Source organism: Paenisporosarcina sp. P4_B8 (genome assembly GCF_056402175.1).
Window position 1 is genome coordinate 141,361 of sequence record NZ_JBFUHX010000002.1, and the last position, 14,661, is coordinate 156,021.

The following is a 14,661-nucleotide window of genomic DNA, read 5'->3' on the forward strand; positions in this document are numbered from 1 at the left end:
CGGTTGCGAACGTTTTCTTTCATATGGTATTCTTTTAAGTAAGAAAAGAGGGAACTCGCATGAATGAACGACAAGGATTAATTGTATATGTACATCATTTAAAACAAGCGAAGTCGCTGAGGAAATATGGACATGTTCAATATATTTCCCGAAAATTAAAGTATGTCGTAATGTATTGCGACCTCGATCAAATTGAAGCGATTTCAACGAAATTACAAAAACTCCCGTTTGTAAAAGAAGTCAGTCCTTCCTACCGTCCGTTTGTCAAAACTGAATATGAAAATTCTAAACCGGACAAAGCAAAAGAATATGACTATAAAACGGGCTTATAACTTAGCTTAATGGCGGCAAAATGTGATGCAATCTAAACAACCCGATTAAATATTGATGGTACAAAGCGGGCTCAGCAAAATAAGATGAATGCTTAACTTCGAGACGGTGTGGGGAATAATTTCTTTCCTGCAGCGTTTTTTCAATTAGTTGGATGCGTTTGCTCGGTTTTTCTTCCGAGTATTCAATCCCTTCGCGACAGAAGTAAATCGGCGTGAATTTACTATCATCTACAGGTTTTAATATAAGAGCGATGCTCAATTTTTTGACGTCTTTCGATACGGATGTCAAAATACATACACGATGAAAACGGTGCTCGTTTGTTTTTAATAATTCAATCCATTCATAAATATCGCTATAACCTTCTCCTAGTTCAATAAAGCGTTGAATCATGAGAAAATAACACATCCTTTCAATAGCCATCTTATCATGGCTTGTACCATGAAGCATATGAAAATAAAGTCAGAAATGGCTTTTCAATAACCGATGAATCGGACAAGGAGGAACGTCATGAGAGTAATTTCCGGAGAACAAAAAGGACTCCCATTAAAAGCGGTGCCTGGTGCGGGTACACGACCAACAACTGATAAAGTGAAAGAATCAATTTTCAATATGATCGGTCCATATTTTGAAGGAGGGCTTGCTGTGGATTTATTCGCAGGAAGTGGGGGGCTCGGTATCGAATCGCTCAGTCGGGGCATAGACACGTGCATTTTTATCGAAAAAGATCCGCGTGCGATACAAACGATTCATGAGAATCTAAAGAAATGCAAACTAGATAATCGCTCGGAAGTATACAAAGCAGATGCTACACGTGCAATTAAAGCATTGGAGAAAAGACAGGTACGAGTGGATTTGTTGTTTTTAGATCCACCCTATCAAAAAGTTGGCTATTATGAATTGATTGAGCAGTTTGTGGAAAAAAACTTATTGACTGATGATGCAATCATTTTGTGTGAACACGAAAAAGGTGTAGATTTGCCAAATACATATGGGTCATTTACTCTAACAAGACAAGAACTTTATGGAAGTACCATCATTTCGATTTATCGACAGGAAGAAGGAAAACACCATGACTAAAATTGCAGTCGTACCAGGGAGTTTTGATCCTGTTACATTCGGTCATTTAGATATCATCAAACGAGGTGCTTCCGTATTTGACGAAATACACGTGGTCGTATTGAATAACTCCTCTAAAAAACCACTTTTTACGATTGAAGAACGTATGGCATTAATTAGTGAAGTGACAGCAACTTTGCCTAATGTCCGTGTGGATTCTTTTTCTGGCTTACTTGTCGAGTACGCTAAAAGTGTCAATGCACATGCCATTGTACGTGGATTAAGGGCGGTATCCGATTTCGAATACGAAATGCAGATTACGTCCATGAACCGTGTATTAAATGACAATATCGAAACATTTTTCATTATGACGAATAATCAATATTCATTTTTAAGTTCGAGCATTGTTAAAGAAGTGGCGAAATATGGTGGCGATATTTCTGAATTGGTACCTAAACCTGTAGAAGAAGCCTTGAAAATGAAATTTGGATTAGAATGAATCACGCAATGATTTTGCGTGATTCTTTTCATATGTCCTGTTGCAAGCACCTTTTTTCAATAAAGCTTAGATTTCAGGAGAAAGCTTACTTGAGCATCTGCATCCAATGCCCTCTCTTTTAAAGTATTAAATAACAACACCCAACAAATAGAAGAAAATGAATCAGTCGATATACGACATAAGGTCTTAACGATAGTTTGGCTGATTTCGCCAACACCATGATTTGCATATGTATGCTTAAACCATTGAAAGATAGAATGATTACTGCCAGAAGAGGAAAAAAGGGTGCCATATTAAATAATTGATGTGCAACTTCGAGCCCTGCAGTCATCTCAAATAGTGAATAAATAAAAACTGTTACCTGATGAGGGATACCATTAAACACGACCCCCATGATTTCCCTGATAACTGTACTGATAGTAGTGAAGAAGACTACCGTAGTAGCTACCAAAAGCAAAATGGAGGCAGCTTGGTGAATCCCTTCGCTTAAAGGGGAAGTAACTGGTTTGGCTATGTTATCATTTTTTGAGATGCTTGGAAGTGGAATGAATAAATGAAGGAAAACTAAAAATAACAAATTGATCGTATGTAAAAGTACCATTAATAGAATACCTGTGTTGGCGGATAACAGAAATTGACTCCCAACCACGCCTACCACAAACATCGGGCTTGGCGCATGGCAAATTCCAAGTAAGTGACTTGCATGACGCTTACTGATCATGCTTGCCTGCGACAAGGTCGAAATGGTTGCCGCACCGGTAGGGAATCCACCAAACGCTCCTATCGCATATACTTTGATGCTGTTGCCAACGTGGGATTGCCATTTATTTTTTTTGTAGAGTTCATACAGTAGCCATTGAGAAACGACTAAGTAAGGTAATAAATATGGTAAAAGACGTTTAAGAAAAACCTGAAGTCCGAGCTGTGAACCTTGATGAGCTATCCCAGGCATGAAGATAAACAAAATCATGAGAAACCAACAAATGAATAAATTGGTCTTATGTAGCATGTGAAATTTCCCCGTTTCAACCGTTTTGTCAGAAGTAAAGTGAAAGTGCTACACTATGTATATGCAAAAAGAAAGCTTGTCATCATGGAGGTGAGGGTACATGCCAAAGAAAAGTACAATTGGCTTTTTCATCGTTTGTATTTTACTTATATGCGGGACAGTTTATCCCGTCGATGCTTACATCACAAAACCCGGAGGGGCGTATCCTCTTGAACCGCTTGTAAATGTAGAAGGTGGAGATAAGGATGATACTGGGTCGATGAGTTTAATGACCATCGCTTTATCTAAAGCAACGCCTCTTACTTATGCATGGGCGAAAGTGTCCGACCAACAAGAGATATTACAAACCAATCAAGTTAGAAATCCTGACGAGGATGACGAAGAATATAATGTTCGTCAACTCCATCTTATGTCGCAGTCACAATTTAATGCGATAGAAGTGGCATTCAAAAAAGCCGGTAAACCTTATGAAATTACAACCAAAGGTGTCTTTGTTTTAAATGTCTTGCCGAAAGGTGCGGCTGACGGCTTACTTAGTCCGGGAGATCGAATCATGCAAATCGATGACGTCAAGAGTGATAATCAACAAGGGATTATCGATTATTTAAAACAGAAAAAATTAGGCGATATTGTCACACTGCATATTGAACGTGACGGAGAAAAAGATTCAGTTGAAGTTGAATTGAAGCCGATTCCTACTGATGAGAGTCGAGCTGGTTTAGGAATCACTTTTACTGATGATAAAGAAATCACGACCACACCGAAAGTAAATATTAAGGCAGACGAAATCGGAGGACCATCTGCAGGACTAATGTTTACATTGGAAATTTTGAACCAGTTACTGGATGAGGATTTAACAAAAGGTTATAAAGTCGCGGGAACTGGAACCATGCAGGAAAATGGTGAGGTGGGACGGATCGGTGGAATTGACTTGAAAGTCATTGCTGCCGATAAAGAAGATATCGAGATTTTCTTTGCACCTGACGATGAGTTACCAGAGGAAGTATTGAAAAATAATCCTACACTGAGATCAAATTATTTGGATGCAAAAGAATCAGCAGAAAAAATAGGCTCGACGATGAAAATCGTGCCTGTGAAAACAGTTGATGATGCACTCGCTTATTTAGATAAGCTAGAACAGAAAAAGTAATCTAGTTCCACTAATGTGAAGTTGAATAGGTTCCAACTGCTCTATAAGTCTGCACATAGCAATACCATAACCGAACAATTAAAAACTTGGTAAAGTGACAAAGTCACTTCACCAAGTTTTTTTCGTAGGGCTATGGTGCAGTTGGGTAAAGCCCAACGCACCCGGTTATAAATTGCGAATGTTTATGAAAATTAATAAACTATAATATAATCGGTGGTTTGCGATAATCCATTCCAACTGGTTGTTTGATTTTTGGTGATTGCAATCCCAATTGATATAAATCAGATGCATGAATGTCTAAATCCAATAAAGAATCTTTTGTTGCAGCAACTCGACTGACGAGTGGCAATGAAAGATTCTTTTTCTTTTCACTCAAATACTTTTGTCCATTTTGAGTCATGCCAAGAACCCGTAAATAAGTAGGCTTCTGATGTTCTTTCAATGATTCCCACGTAAAGCCTGTATAAATATGAGTAAGCATTCGTTGTATGCGTGTCCACGTATAACGCTTTGATTTTACACGGCCCATAAAATCTTCAAATGTTTCGCAGTCTCTTGCCGCTTCATGAATTAGATGCTCGATACCTTCTGTTACTTCAGCATATGAAGCAAGGTTTTTTGTTGAGGAACGGATAATCGTATGCCGAAGAAGGGGCCAGAACTGTTGCCAACTGCCAAATACCCCTATAGAGTCTTTCCACTTCAATAGTTGTTCCAATGAGGAGTGTGGCATGAATTTTTCCAATGCTTCAATCGAGCCATCGTCGAATAGAGCTTTACGGATACCTGTAGCGCTTGCAATGGATTGGTCTTGATCAACATCATCATGATAATTCGCCACGATTCGTTGAATGGTTACAGGCTTGATATGTGCCTGCATCTGACAGGCTGCTTCAATATAGTGATAACCGAGAATATTATTTGGTTTTGATAAGTCAACTAATGGCAAGTTTAAGTGTGTTGTGATGTCTGAATAAGCTTCGTTTAATGCTTTTGGATAACTTAAACCAAGTTGCATGTATTGTTTAATCAAATTTTGGTAAGCCTCTTGTTGTGTAGTAAGGACATCATATGAGCGTGTAAAAGGCTCAATTGTCCCTTCCTCGCTTCCAAAACAAAATGCTTCGCATTCAAGGGCTTCCAGCAGTGTAATTGATCCACGTGCAAAGTCACTGGCTTGTGCAGTCGCAAAAACGTATGGGAGCTCGATTACGATATCTACGCCAGCTTTCAGAGCCATTTCTGTCCTGGACCATTTATCCACCAGGGCAGGTTCTCCTCGTTGCAAAAAATTCCCGCTCATAACAGCAATAATAATATCTGCGGCTGTCTTCTTGCGAGATTCTTTGATATGATAGAAGTGTCCGTTATGAAACGGATTATGTTCGACGACTACACCAGTTGCTTTCAAGCTTGTGACCCCCTTATATCATTTACTCTAGATTATACGGGTCAAAAAAAGGAGTGACAAGAAATTATCTTGACATCCAATTTTCTGCATTATATAATCAACTTTGTTGTCTTGAGGTGATAAACGAATGAAATGGGCAATTCATCAACTATCTAAATATCGCCATGACGGGATGCCAATTGATGAAACGATTCAATTGGATGAAGTGATGGAACGTAACCCGGACATCCGGAAAATTTCACCCGTTCATGTAAAAGGGCACTGCACATTTGGTGCAGCGCAAATGACTTGTCATTTTCAACTGACAGGCACCCTTACCTTACCATGTGCTCGCACGTGGGAAGATGTTGAGTATCCGTTTGATATTCAAACAGATGAGATTTTCAGCTGGTCGGAAGCACATAAGGAAGACGATGGAGAAATTCATTATGTAGAAGGCGATGTTGTTAATGTCGACCCTGTATTTGAAGAATTGATTCTTGTCGAAATTCCGATGCAAGTGTTTAAGGAAGATGCAGAGCATCAACCAATCCCGGGCGGAAAAAGCTGGTCATACTTAACTGATGAGGAATTGTCTGCTAAAGAAGAGAATGAACCTAAAAAATCGGATCCTAGACTTGCTGATTTAGCAAAGTATTTTGATCAAACAGACGAATAAACGATCTGTAAGGAGGTGCCACCAATGGCTGTACCGTTTAGAAAGACTTCTAAAACAGTAAAAAGAAAACGTCGTACGCATTTCAAATTATCTCTACCAGGAATGGTAGCTTGCCCAAACTGTGGTGAATCAAAATTGGCTCACCATGTTTGTAAATCATGCGGACAATACAAAGGGAAAGAAGTATTGAGCAAATAATTCAGTATTTGTTCTATAAAGGCTACCAGAGAGACCATGGCTCTCCGGTGGCCTTTTTCTCTATTTTCAAGGAGGAGCTCACATGACATTTGCAATTAATCGAGAAGATAATATTCTACGTTTTACTATTAAACGCCCGGAAATTCGAAATGCAATCAATCATGAAGTCATAGATGGTCTTGAGAAACTAGTTTCAAATGTACATAATGATTCAACTATACAATTTGTCGTTATTACCGGTGAAGGGGATGAAGCGTTTTGTTCTGGTGGAGATTTATCCATCTTTCACGGTCTCCAGACAGCGCAAGAAGCCTTTCCAATGCTTGATCGGATGGCTAATGTTCTTTATCGAGTTGCCACTCTTCCTGTGCCTGTCATCGCACTTGTCAATGGGCACGCTGTAGGAGGTGGTTGCGAGATTGCTACCGCATGTGATTTCCGGCTAATCTCATCAAAAGCCAAAGCAGGGTTTATTCAAGGCTCTCTAGCTATTACAAGCGGCTGGGGCGGAGGAACCTATTTATTTGAAAAATTAGCAAGACAAGATGTAGCTATGCATATGCTGTGTGAATCAAAACCTTACTCAGCAGCTGTGTTACTTGCTAAGGGGTGGGCTACACAAGTTTATGAAGGTGATAAGGAACAAGCTATGGAGAGTTTTCTATCCGAGATGAAAAAAGTAGATGCTTCTGTTCACCGTGCTTATAAACAAATGTTAATCCGTAAATGGATTGGTCAAAATCTACTGAGCCAAATTAATGAAGAAGTTAAAAACTGTTCACTACTTTGGGAAGCGGAGGAGCATCACGTGGCTGTTCAAAAATTCTTATCGCGGAAAAAATAACGTATTACTTAGATTTTTATACATAGGTTCTGTTATACGATGGTGTTGATAGTAAGGGAAATCCCTGTGCTCCTGCGGTTACTCGTCGCAAAGAATCGGTCCATATCAAAACCTATGGCCCGCTTCTTTCCTGCAGAAATACCTAAAAGCCTGTGCTCCTGTTTCTGTTTCTGCATCGCTGCGCTAGCTTCGAAACATAAAAGTACGTTGCATCGCTGCGCTAGCTTCGTCGCAAAGACTAGAAACAAAACAGAGCCTGTTCTTAAATAACTTCACATTATGGTTGTGCTCTGAGAAATGGTATTGATTGAATGTATCGTTGCGATCATCAAAGTTACTTTAAAGATACATTTTTTGTACTTTTTAAACCTCAACTTCTATTCTTTCTATTTGCGCATATAGTAGAAAAAAACGCGAGGTGAAGAATCTATGACTCAAGTTAAAAGAAAAGATCAATGGACTGCTGAGGATGACCATAAATTAGCATCTACTGTTTTGGAAATAGTCAAAAATGGAGGCACGCAAATTCATGCATTTGAAGTGGCTGCTGAAAAACTATCTCGTACGAAACAGGCTTGCGGCTTCAGGTGGAATAAAACGCTGAGACATACTTATGGACAGGACTTGAACCATGCAAAACAAAAATATCAACATCCAATGCATACACACTTAAAACAAGCGATGACCAGTTATGATGAACTGCTGGAAGCGCATGATAGGCTACAAAAGGAACATGCGCAACTTAAAACATTCGTCCAGCAAATTCAGCGTGTTTGTCTGGAAAGTCCATTTATTAGTCAAAAGAATTAATAATAAAATATCGACCGTTTCTTTGAAGATTGTATCTTTAAAGGGGCGGTCTTTTTAAATTTGTTTGTCTAGTTTGAATATTTCTTCATTCAAAGGTTGAAATCGTTTTCATTTTTCGTATAGACTATTAAAGATGGGGTTTCATGTTCGAACATCATAGGGGGACAACATATGAAGAAAATTTTAATTGCAAACAGGGGAGAAATTGCACGACGAATTATCGAAACATGTAAGAAGTTACATATTGAAACAGTGGCAATTTATGCAGAAGCGGACGCGGAATTACCTTATGTAAAAGAAGCTGATTCAGCATTCTTGATCGGTCCAAGCCAAGTTCAACAATCTTACTTGAAAGTGGATGATATTTTAGCCTTGGCTAAGCGTGAAGGGGTTGACGCCATTCATCCAGGCTATGGTCTGCTTTCAGAGAATGCAAGTTTTGCAAGGAAGATTGAAGAAGAGGGCATGATTTTCATTGGTCCCAAGCCAGAAACTATCGATAAAATGGGCGATAAAATTGGCTCACGTCAAACGATGCAAGCTGCAGGAGTTCCAGTAGTACCAGGGACGGATGAAGGAGTGCTTACTTTGGAAGCGGCGTTGGAAGAAGCGCAAAGAATTGGCTATCCGATTATGCTTAAAGCAAGCAGTGGTGGTGGCGGAATTGGCATGATTCGCTGTGATGATGAGCAAGCGCTCAGTCAGAATTTCGTTTCTGTGAAAACGCGTGCGAAGGCTTACTTCGGAGATGACGTGGTCTTTTTGGAAAAATACATTTCCGGCGGGCGTCACATTGAAGTGCAGATTTTTGGTGACACTCATGGTAATATTGTTCATTTGTTTGAACGCAATTGTTCAGTACAACGACGTAATCAGAAAGTAATTGAAGAATCACCATCACCGAATTTCCCACAGCCTGCACGGGAACGGCTGCTTCAAGCTGCAGTTGATGCGGCAAAAGCGGTGAATTATCGTAATGCTGGAACTGTGGAATTCATCGTGGATGAAAACAATGAATTCTACTTCTTGGAAATGAACACTCGACTTCAAGTGGAGCATCCGGTGACGGAAGCTGTTACTGGACTTGATTTAGTGGAATGGCAATTGCAAGTGGCACAAGGGGAGGCTTTACCAATCCCTAATCAAGCAGACATTCATTCCTCCGGGCATGCTTTAGAATTCCGGATTTACGCAGAAGACCCAAAAACGTTCTTCCCTTCACCAGGAAAAATCAACAAGCTGGATTGGGGAACTAAAGAAGACATTCGCATTGATGCAGGTTATGAAGAAGGAAACACAGTAACTCCTTTTTACGATCCAATGATTGCTAAAGTCATCATTCAATCTGAATCTCGTGAACAGGCAGTAAAAAAAGCGCAAACATTCTTTTCATCGGTTACGATTGAAGGAGTAAAAACGAATGTTGCATTGTTCCAGGAATTTTTAGGAGCGGAAGCGTTTATGAACGGCGCATATACAACAGCGGTGTTACCACAATGGCTTGAACAACAAAAGGAGGAAAAATAACATGAAACAAATTCAATCAACAATGGCCGGTACAGTTTTCAATATTACTGTAGCAGTAGGCGACGAAGTAACTGCAGGACAAACGGTTATGATTTTAGAATCAATGAAAATGGAAATTCCGGTTGAAGCAGAAACAGCAGGTAAAATTGCGAAAATTGATGCGCAAATCGGCGATTTCGTTAATGAAGGCGATGTACTAGTAACGTTCGAATAAAAATTACATGGGGCAAGTGGGATTGAAACAAAGGGGGTAACATACATGACGGTTAAGACAACTTATAACGAACGCTTAGAAGAAAAACTGACTGGTATTTTTGCGGGAGGCCATTCAAAATATCATGAAAAAATGAAAGAGCAAAATAAATTATTTGTTCGTGATCGTTTAGCATTGCTTTTTGATGATGGTGAGTATTTAGAAGATGGTCGCTTTGCAAATTGTGAAGCAGGTGACTTGCCTGCAGATGGCGTCGTAACGGCGACAGGTAAGGTCGGAGGTCAGCAAGTTTGTGTAATGGCCAATGATTCGACAGTAAAAGCGGGTTCATGGGGATCACGTACAGTTGAGAAAATCATTCGAATTCAGGAAATTGCAGAGAAAAACCGTGTACCGATGCTATATTTGGTCGATTCTGCTGGAGCGCGAATTACTGATCAACTAGATATGTTCCCAAATCGTCGTGGAGCAGGGAAGATTTTCCACAATCAAGTTCGTATGTCTGGTTTTGTACCTCAAATTTGTTTGCTATTCGGTCCATCAGCTGCAGGTGGTGCGTACATCCCGGCGTTTTGCGATATCGTCATCATGGTTGAAGGAAATGCATCCATGTATTTAGGTTCGCCGCGTATGGCTGAAAAAGTAATTGGGGAAAAAGTGACATTGGAGGAAATGGGCGGCGCACGCATGCACTGTTCAGTTAGTGGATGCGGAGACGTTTTGGCATCATCAGAACAAGAAGCCATTTCTGAAGCTCGTCGTTATTTAGCATACTTCCCAGCGAATTTTACGGAAATGCCAAAAGTGGTTGAACCAAAAGCGGTAAAAGATGGCCGCACGCTGGAAGCAATAATCCCTGAAAATCAAAATGCACCATTTGATATGTACGAAGCGATTGATCAATTAATTGACGAAGGTTCATTATTTGATATCAAGAAATTGTTTGCGACTGAAATCATCACTGGACTTGCACGAATTGAGGGACAGGCCGTTGGGATTATCGCTAATCAACCGAAAGCCAAAGGCGGCGTATTATTCGTGGACTCGGCTGACAAAGCAGCGAAATTCATCAATTTGTGTGATGCGTTTGGTATTCCATTGCTGTTCCTGGCAGACGTACCAGGATTTATGATTGGTACAAAAGTTGAGCGTGCAGGCATTATTCGACATGGTGCGAAACTGATTATGGCCATGAGCTCAGCAACAGTACCTAAAATTTCTGTTATCGTTCGTAAAGCTTATGGAGCTGGTCTCTACGCAATGGCTGGCCCTGCATTTGAGCCGGATGTGTGTATCGCACTGCCAACCGCTCAAATTGCAGTAATGGGTCCCGAGGCTGCAGTGAATGCTGTATTTTCAAACAAGATAGAAGCCATTGAAGATCCGAAAGAGCGTTTGAAATTTGTTCAGGAAAAACATCAGGAATATAAAGAGCAAATTGATATTTACAAATTAGCTTCAGAAATGATTATTGATGAAATTGTGGCGCCTAGTAATTTACGTGAAGTGCTGGCGATGCGTTACCGTGCCTATAGTACGAAACATATTCCACAACCACCTCGTAAACATCCAGTTTATCCAGTATAATCATGAGAAAGACGAAAGGTCTGCCGTTTGTCGGTAGGCCTTTTCTGATAGTTAATAGAAACAGACTAGCTAGAATGGCGCATTGCGCTTTTCATTTGGGAGTTGAATGTGCATTGAAAGTGGTTATTGTCGGAGCGGGTGCAATCGGTTTGCTGATTGGCTCATACTTGAGTGAACAAAAACATGAAATTACCTACATAACAAGAACTCATGAACAAGCAGTTACTCTTTGTACCAAAGGGATTACTCGCATTCAACCTGATGGTGAAACTGTGCATACAAAAGTGTTTGCCAGTACAGAGTTCAACCAAGCTCCTACAGATGCTTTATGGATAATTGCGGTTAAATACCACCATTTATCTTCAATTGAACCCCATTTGAAGTCTTTGCCTGAGTCAACAGCATTGTTATTTACTCAAAATGGACTTGCTCACTTACAGTGGGTTAACCAATTTAACAATCACCCGGTTTATATAGCGACCATTGAACACGGCGCCATGAAAGAGGATTCGTCTATAGTTGTCCATAAAGGAATCGGCGTCACAAAGATTGCTCCATACATAAAGAAAACAAACCATTTGGACTTCACCTTATTTGAAAGTCCTTTATTTCACATTGAGCTAGCAGAAGATGCTTATGGAATTGTATTACGCAAAGCAATATTAAACGCCTGTATTAACCCAATCACTGCGGTTTTACAAATAACGAATGGTGAACTGCTTACAAATTCTCATGCCTTTTTCCTGATGAAAACAATATTTTATGAAATTGAAAGTGTTTTTGCAGAGATATCGCAACTGCTGACTTTTGAGGAAGTAAAAGCACTTTGTATAAAAACAGCCAAAAATAATTCTTCCATGTTACAAGATCGACTAAATCATCGAACAACTGAAATTGAACCAATCGTAGGGGCACTACTTCAAATGGCTGCAACTAGAGATAGAGATTTGCCGGTGTTGCGAACGCTATACAATTTAGTGTTGGCGATTGATGAAATTGGTCAATCTCATGACTAATATTATTCAAGCAATAATCAGTTTCCTTATCGTTATGCCTCTATTCATGTTCATTGTGGTTTATATCATTTCATTGAAATTGACAAAGAAAACGTCCAGAGCTTTTGGCCATGCAGCAGATATAACAACCTTTCTTCTGTTCATGTCAATTCCTGTAGCACTCGAATCTTTGTTTCATATTGAAACGATGGGTATTATAGTTGGTTTGGCCTTAATCACGAGCGTCTTGCTGACAATACTGGAATGGAAGTCGAAGAAGGAAATAGAATTAATGACCTTGCTCCGTAAAATTTGGAGATTCTTGTTTTTAGTTCTCAGCTTTTCTTACTTTATTATCTGGTGTGGAGGACTTGTGATAAAAGTAATAGAATACATGAATTAATGCTGATAAGTCGTTTGTTTTTCCAGGCGTGCCGTCAAATGTTATACTCGATTTGTATTTAGAAACAAAAGGAGTTACCACGATGAAATTTGACCAAATTGATCAACCAAATAGCAGTTCTTTCATGTCTGATTTTTATGCTCAAAAGGAAGAGCTTTCTGCTTATTTTCATAATTTACCGAACCAAACATCTTTTGTGAATCGTGCGAAGACATTAAAATCGCACCGTATAGACCGAACACAACTGACAAAAGTAATCCGTGACTATATGTCGAATCTGCCTCATAGCGAAAAAGTGGATTTTCATTTGAAAGAATTGGAAGAAAATGCCCTTGTCGTTATTGGAGGACAACAAGCGGGATTACTTACTGGACCACTTTATTCTGTACATAAAGCGATATCAATTGTCCTGTTGGCCAAACAGCAACGGGAAGCATTAGGTGTTCCAGTCGTACCTGTTTTTTGGATTGCGGGAGAAGACCATGACTTAGACGAAATTAACTCTACTTTTACGCCATTACGGGGGACTTTACAAAAACAAACCTATAATGTTCGACCTAATCGTAAACAAATGGCATCTGAGAGTATGCTAGAGACCGGAAAATTACAGTCGTTTATTCGTGACGTCTTTAAACAATTCACGGAAACGGCTTATACGAAAGTATTGCTTCAAAAGTATTTGAAAGTGGCCGAACAAGCTTCAACCTATAGTCAATTTTTCACCGTAATGATGCATGACTTTTTTGCCAATGAAGGCTTGTTGCTGGTTGATGCAGCATTCGAACCCCTTCGTCGATATGAATCTCCTTATTTTGAGAAGATGATAGACCAAGCGCAAGAAATTGCATCACTTGTTGTCGAACAGGAAAATCGTTTTCAGCAAGCGGGATACGGTCAACCTATTCAAGCATCCGTAGACAGTGGTAACTTATTCATCGTAGAAAATGGAGAACGATTTTTATTAAAGCACTTCGATGGGACGTTTAAAAATGAAGCTGCGGGTCTCTCTTTCACTAAAAAAGAATTACTGGACATTGCAAAAAATTATCCAGAACGCTTGAGCAACAATGTAGTGACACGTCCGTTAATGCAGGAAATGGTATTCCCTGTCTTAGCTTTCATTGGTGGCCCTGGTGAACTGGCGTATTGGGCAACTTTCAAAACCATGTTCGAACATTTTGATATGGAATTACCTGTCATCGTGCCTCGCTTATCTATGACCATTATTGACAGAAAGTCCAAACAGTATTTGAATGAGCTTGATTTACCACTGGAAAGTGTTTTCAACGGACAAATGCAAATGCATAAACAGGACTTTATGGATGATGTTAAAGATGATGTGGCGGAAGAAATGATTCGGGAAATCCAGCAGACACTGGTTGAGCATTACGAAAAACTAACAAATCATTTAGCCACAACACAATCATCTACTTCGCTTTCCGTTCTGACGGAGAAAAATTTGGCGATTCATAACAACCAATTTAGTTACTTGAGCCGTAAAATAGAAGATGCCAATTTGTTGCGTCATGAAGTGAAGCTTCGTAAGTACAATCATATTGAAGGGTTTCTTTTCCCAGAATATACGCTACAGGAACGTTGGTTTAGCCCATTATTGTTCTTAAATGAAGTGGGCCCAACGTTAATTGATGATCTTTTATCTCAACCGTTTGAATTTAACGGAAAGCATAAAGTCATTTCGTATTAATTTTTATGGTCTGTTAACTATTAATGTTGAAATGTATTAGATACTTCAATCAACGGATTTCGCTTCTGTTTGCGTATCTCTTCATATTATTTCATTAGTAAGATGGTCGGCAATTTCTGAAGACTCCTGCGGAAAAACGAAATAAGCTGAGCCGAGGAGGCTAGCGTTTCGTCCGCGGAAAGCGAAAGAAATAGCCGACCATAATATTTTTCGATAGAGTGCAAAAGATAAGAATGCGAATTTTTATACTTTTATATTGATT

17 protein-coding genes are annotated in these 14,661 nt (G+C 39.5%); 14 read left to right on the forward strand and 3 right to left on the reverse strand.

Annotated elements, in window-relative coordinates; all coding sequences use genetic code 11:
• Positions 1-59 precede the first annotated feature (59 nt).
• Positions 60-332 (forward strand): YlbG family protein, encoded by a 273-nt coding sequence (locus AC1DSK_RS02750; protein ID WP_016427795.1) that lies wholly within the window; start codon positions 60-62, stop codon positions 330-332.
• Position 333: 1 nt separating this feature from the next.
• Here the strand turns inward: AC1DSK_RS02750 and AC1DSK_RS02755 are convergent, their stop codons facing one another.
• Complete coding sequence (locus tag AC1DSK_RS02755) at positions 334-723, reverse strand: DUF7147 family protein (RefSeq protein ID WP_016427794.1); 390 nt, start codon at positions 721-723, stop codon at positions 334-336.
• A gap of 117 nt (positions 724-840) precedes the next feature.
• On the opposite strand from AC1DSK_RS02755, the gene rsmD reads away from it, so the two are divergent.
• Together rsmD and coaD are read left to right on the forward strand one after the other, a co-directional pair.
• A complete protein-coding gene (rsmD, locus tag AC1DSK_RS02760; RefSeq protein WP_477546593.1) occupies positions 841-1,410 on the forward strand; it encodes a 16S rRNA (guanine(966)-N(2))-methyltransferase RsmD in 570 nt (189 codons plus the stop codon).
• Entirely contained in the window at positions 1,403-1,888 is a 486-nt protein-coding gene (gene coaD / locus AC1DSK_RS02765; protein WP_016427792.1) for a pantetheine-phosphate adenylyltransferase, read from the forward strand. Before rsmD ends, coaD begins: the two co-directional genes overlap by 8 nt.
• Positions 1,889-2,006: 118 nt before the next feature.
• Here the strand turns inward: coaD and AC1DSK_RS02770 are convergent, their stop codons facing one another.
• The gene (locus AC1DSK_RS02770; protein WP_477546592.1) at positions 2,007-2,897 is read right to left on the reverse strand and encodes a hypothetical protein; all 891 of its coding nucleotides are present in this window, start codon (positions 2,895-2,897) and stop codon (positions 2,007-2,009) included.
• A gap of 100 nt (positions 2,898-2,997) precedes the next feature.
• On the opposite strand from AC1DSK_RS02770, the gene AC1DSK_RS02775 reads away from it, so the two are divergent.
• Positions 2,998-4,047 carry a SepM family pheromone-processing serine protease gene (locus AC1DSK_RS02775; RefSeq protein WP_477546591.1) on the forward strand — a complete coding sequence of 350 codons (1,050 nt, stop codon included), beginning with the start codon at positions 2,998-3,000 and terminating at the stop codon, positions 4,045-4,047.
• A 199-nt stretch (positions 4,048-4,246) separates the two neighbouring features.
• Here the strand turns inward: AC1DSK_RS02775 and AC1DSK_RS02780 are convergent, their stop codons facing one another.
• Positions 4,247-5,458, reverse strand: a complete 1,212-nt coding sequence (locus AC1DSK_RS02780) for a nucleotidyltransferase (protein WP_477546590.1) — start codon at positions 5,456-5,458, stop codon at positions 4,247-4,249.
• Between the two features lie 127 nt (positions 5,459-5,585).
• On the opposite strand from AC1DSK_RS02780, the gene AC1DSK_RS02785 reads away from it, so the two are divergent.
• The 10 genes from AC1DSK_RS02785 to bshC all read left to right on the forward strand — a co-directional run bounded on the left by AC1DSK_RS02785 (position 5,586) and on the right by bshC (position 14,399).
• Complete coding sequence (locus AC1DSK_RS02785) at positions 5,586-6,116, forward strand: YceD family protein (protein WP_477546589.1); 531 nt, start codon at positions 5,586-5,588, stop codon at positions 6,114-6,116.
• Positions 6,117-6,140: 24 nt separating this feature from the next.
• Positions 6,141-6,314, forward strand: a complete 174-nt coding sequence (gene rpmF, locus AC1DSK_RS02790; RefSeq protein ID WP_016427787.1) for a 50S ribosomal protein L32 — start codon at positions 6,141-6,143, stop codon at positions 6,312-6,314.
• An 82-nt stretch (positions 6,315-6,396) separates the two neighbouring features.
• A complete protein-coding gene (locus AC1DSK_RS02795; RefSeq protein ID WP_477546588.1) occupies positions 6,397-7,158 on the forward strand; it encodes an enoyl-CoA hydratase/isomerase family protein in 762 nt (253 codons plus the stop codon).
• Between the two features lie 429 nt (positions 7,159-7,587).
• Positions 7,588-7,968 carry an RsfA family transcription factor gene (locus tag AC1DSK_RS02800; protein ID WP_016427785.1) on the forward strand — a complete coding sequence of 127 codons (381 nt, stop codon included), beginning with the start codon at positions 7,588-7,590 and terminating at the stop codon, positions 7,966-7,968.
• Positions 7,969-8,139: 171 nt separating this feature from the next.
• Complete coding sequence (locus AC1DSK_RS02805) at positions 8,140-9,495, forward strand: acetyl-CoA carboxylase biotin carboxylase subunit (protein ID WP_477546587.1); 1,356 nt, start codon at positions 8,140-8,142, stop codon at positions 9,493-9,495.
• A 1-nt stretch (position 9,496) separates the two neighbouring features.
• A complete protein-coding gene (locus tag AC1DSK_RS02810; protein ID WP_477546586.1) occupies positions 9,497-9,709 on the forward strand; it encodes an acetyl-CoA carboxylase biotin carboxyl carrier protein subunit in 213 nt (70 codons plus the stop codon).
• A 45-nt stretch (positions 9,710-9,754) separates the two neighbouring features.
• Positions 9,755-11,296, forward strand: coding sequence for an acyl-CoA carboxylase subunit beta (locus AC1DSK_RS02815; protein WP_477531315.1), 1,542 nt, complete (start codon positions 9,755-9,757; stop codon positions 11,294-11,296).
• Between the two features lie 119 nt (positions 11,297-11,415).
• The gene (locus AC1DSK_RS02820) at positions 11,416-12,312 is read left to right on the forward strand and encodes a 2-dehydropantoate 2-reductase (RefSeq protein WP_477598064.1); all 897 of its coding nucleotides are present in this window, start codon (positions 11,416-11,418) and stop codon (positions 12,310-12,312) included.
• Positions 12,305-12,694, forward strand: coding sequence for a DUF3397 domain-containing protein (locus AC1DSK_RS02825; protein WP_477546585.1), 390 nt, complete (start codon positions 12,305-12,307; stop codon positions 12,692-12,694). Before AC1DSK_RS02820 ends, AC1DSK_RS02825 begins: the two co-directional genes overlap by 8 nt.
• Before the next feature lie 82 nt (positions 12,695-12,776).
• Complete coding sequence (gene bshC / locus AC1DSK_RS02830) at positions 12,777-14,399, forward strand: bacillithiol biosynthesis cysteine-adding enzyme BshC (RefSeq protein WP_477546584.1); 1,623 nt, start codon at positions 12,777-12,779, stop codon at positions 14,397-14,399.
• Positions 14,400-14,661 lie beyond the last annotated feature (262 nt).

What these genes read in the sequence shown, in the direction of transcription:
- coaD (WP_016427792.1), top strand. Translation starts at nt 1,403, where the DNA reads ATGACTAAAATTGCAGTCGTACCAGGGAGTTTTGATCCTGTTACATTC.
- rsmD (WP_477546593.1), top strand. Translation starts at nt 841, where the DNA reads ATGAGAGTAATTTCCGGAGAACAAAAAGGACTCCCATTAAAAGCGGTG.
- bshC (WP_477546584.1), top strand. Translation starts at nt 12,777, where the DNA reads ATGAAATTTGACCAAATTGATCAACCAAATAGCAGTTCTTTCATGTCT.
- AC1DSK_RS02775 (WP_477546591.1), top strand. Translation starts at nt 2,998, where the DNA reads ATGCCAAAGAAAAGTACAATTGGCTTTTTCATCGTTTGTATTTTACTT.
- AC1DSK_RS02815 (WP_477531315.1), top strand. Translation starts at nt 9,755, where the DNA reads ATGACGGTTAAGACAACTTATAACGAACGCTTAGAAGAAAAACTGACT.
- AC1DSK_RS02810 (WP_477546586.1), top strand. Translation starts at nt 9,497, where the DNA reads ATGAAACAAATTCAATCAACAATGGCCGGTACAGTTTTCAATATTACT.
- AC1DSK_RS02770 (WP_477546592.1), bottom strand. Translation starts at nt 2,897, where the DNA reads ATGCTACATAAGACCAATTTATTCATTTGTTGGTTTCTCATGATTTTG.
- AC1DSK_RS02785 (WP_477546589.1), top strand. Translation starts at nt 5,586, where the DNA reads ATGAAATGGGCAATTCATCAACTATCTAAATATCGCCATGACGGGATG.
- AC1DSK_RS02825 (WP_477546585.1), top strand. Translation starts at nt 12,305, where the DNA reads ATGACTAATATTATTCAAGCAATAATCAGTTTCCTTATCGTTATGCCT.
- AC1DSK_RS02750 (WP_016427795.1), top strand. Translation starts at nt 60, where the DNA reads ATGAATGAACGACAAGGATTAATTGTATATGTACATCATTTAAAACAA.
- AC1DSK_RS02795 (WP_477546588.1), top strand. Translation starts at nt 6,397, where the DNA reads ATGACATTTGCAATTAATCGAGAAGATAATATTCTACGTTTTACTATT.
- AC1DSK_RS02755 (WP_016427794.1), bottom strand. Translation starts at nt 723, where the DNA reads ATGATTCAACGCTTTATTGAACTAGGAGAAGGTTATAGCGATATTTAT.
- AC1DSK_RS02800 (WP_016427785.1), top strand. Translation starts at nt 7,588, where the DNA reads ATGACTCAAGTTAAAAGAAAAGATCAATGGACTGCTGAGGATGACCAT.
- AC1DSK_RS02805 (WP_477546587.1), top strand. Translation starts at nt 8,140, where the DNA reads ATGAAGAAAATTTTAATTGCAAACAGGGGAGAAATTGCACGACGAATT.
- rpmF (WP_016427787.1), top strand. Translation starts at nt 6,141, where the DNA reads ATGGCTGTACCGTTTAGAAAGACTTCTAAAACAGTAAAAAGAAAACGT.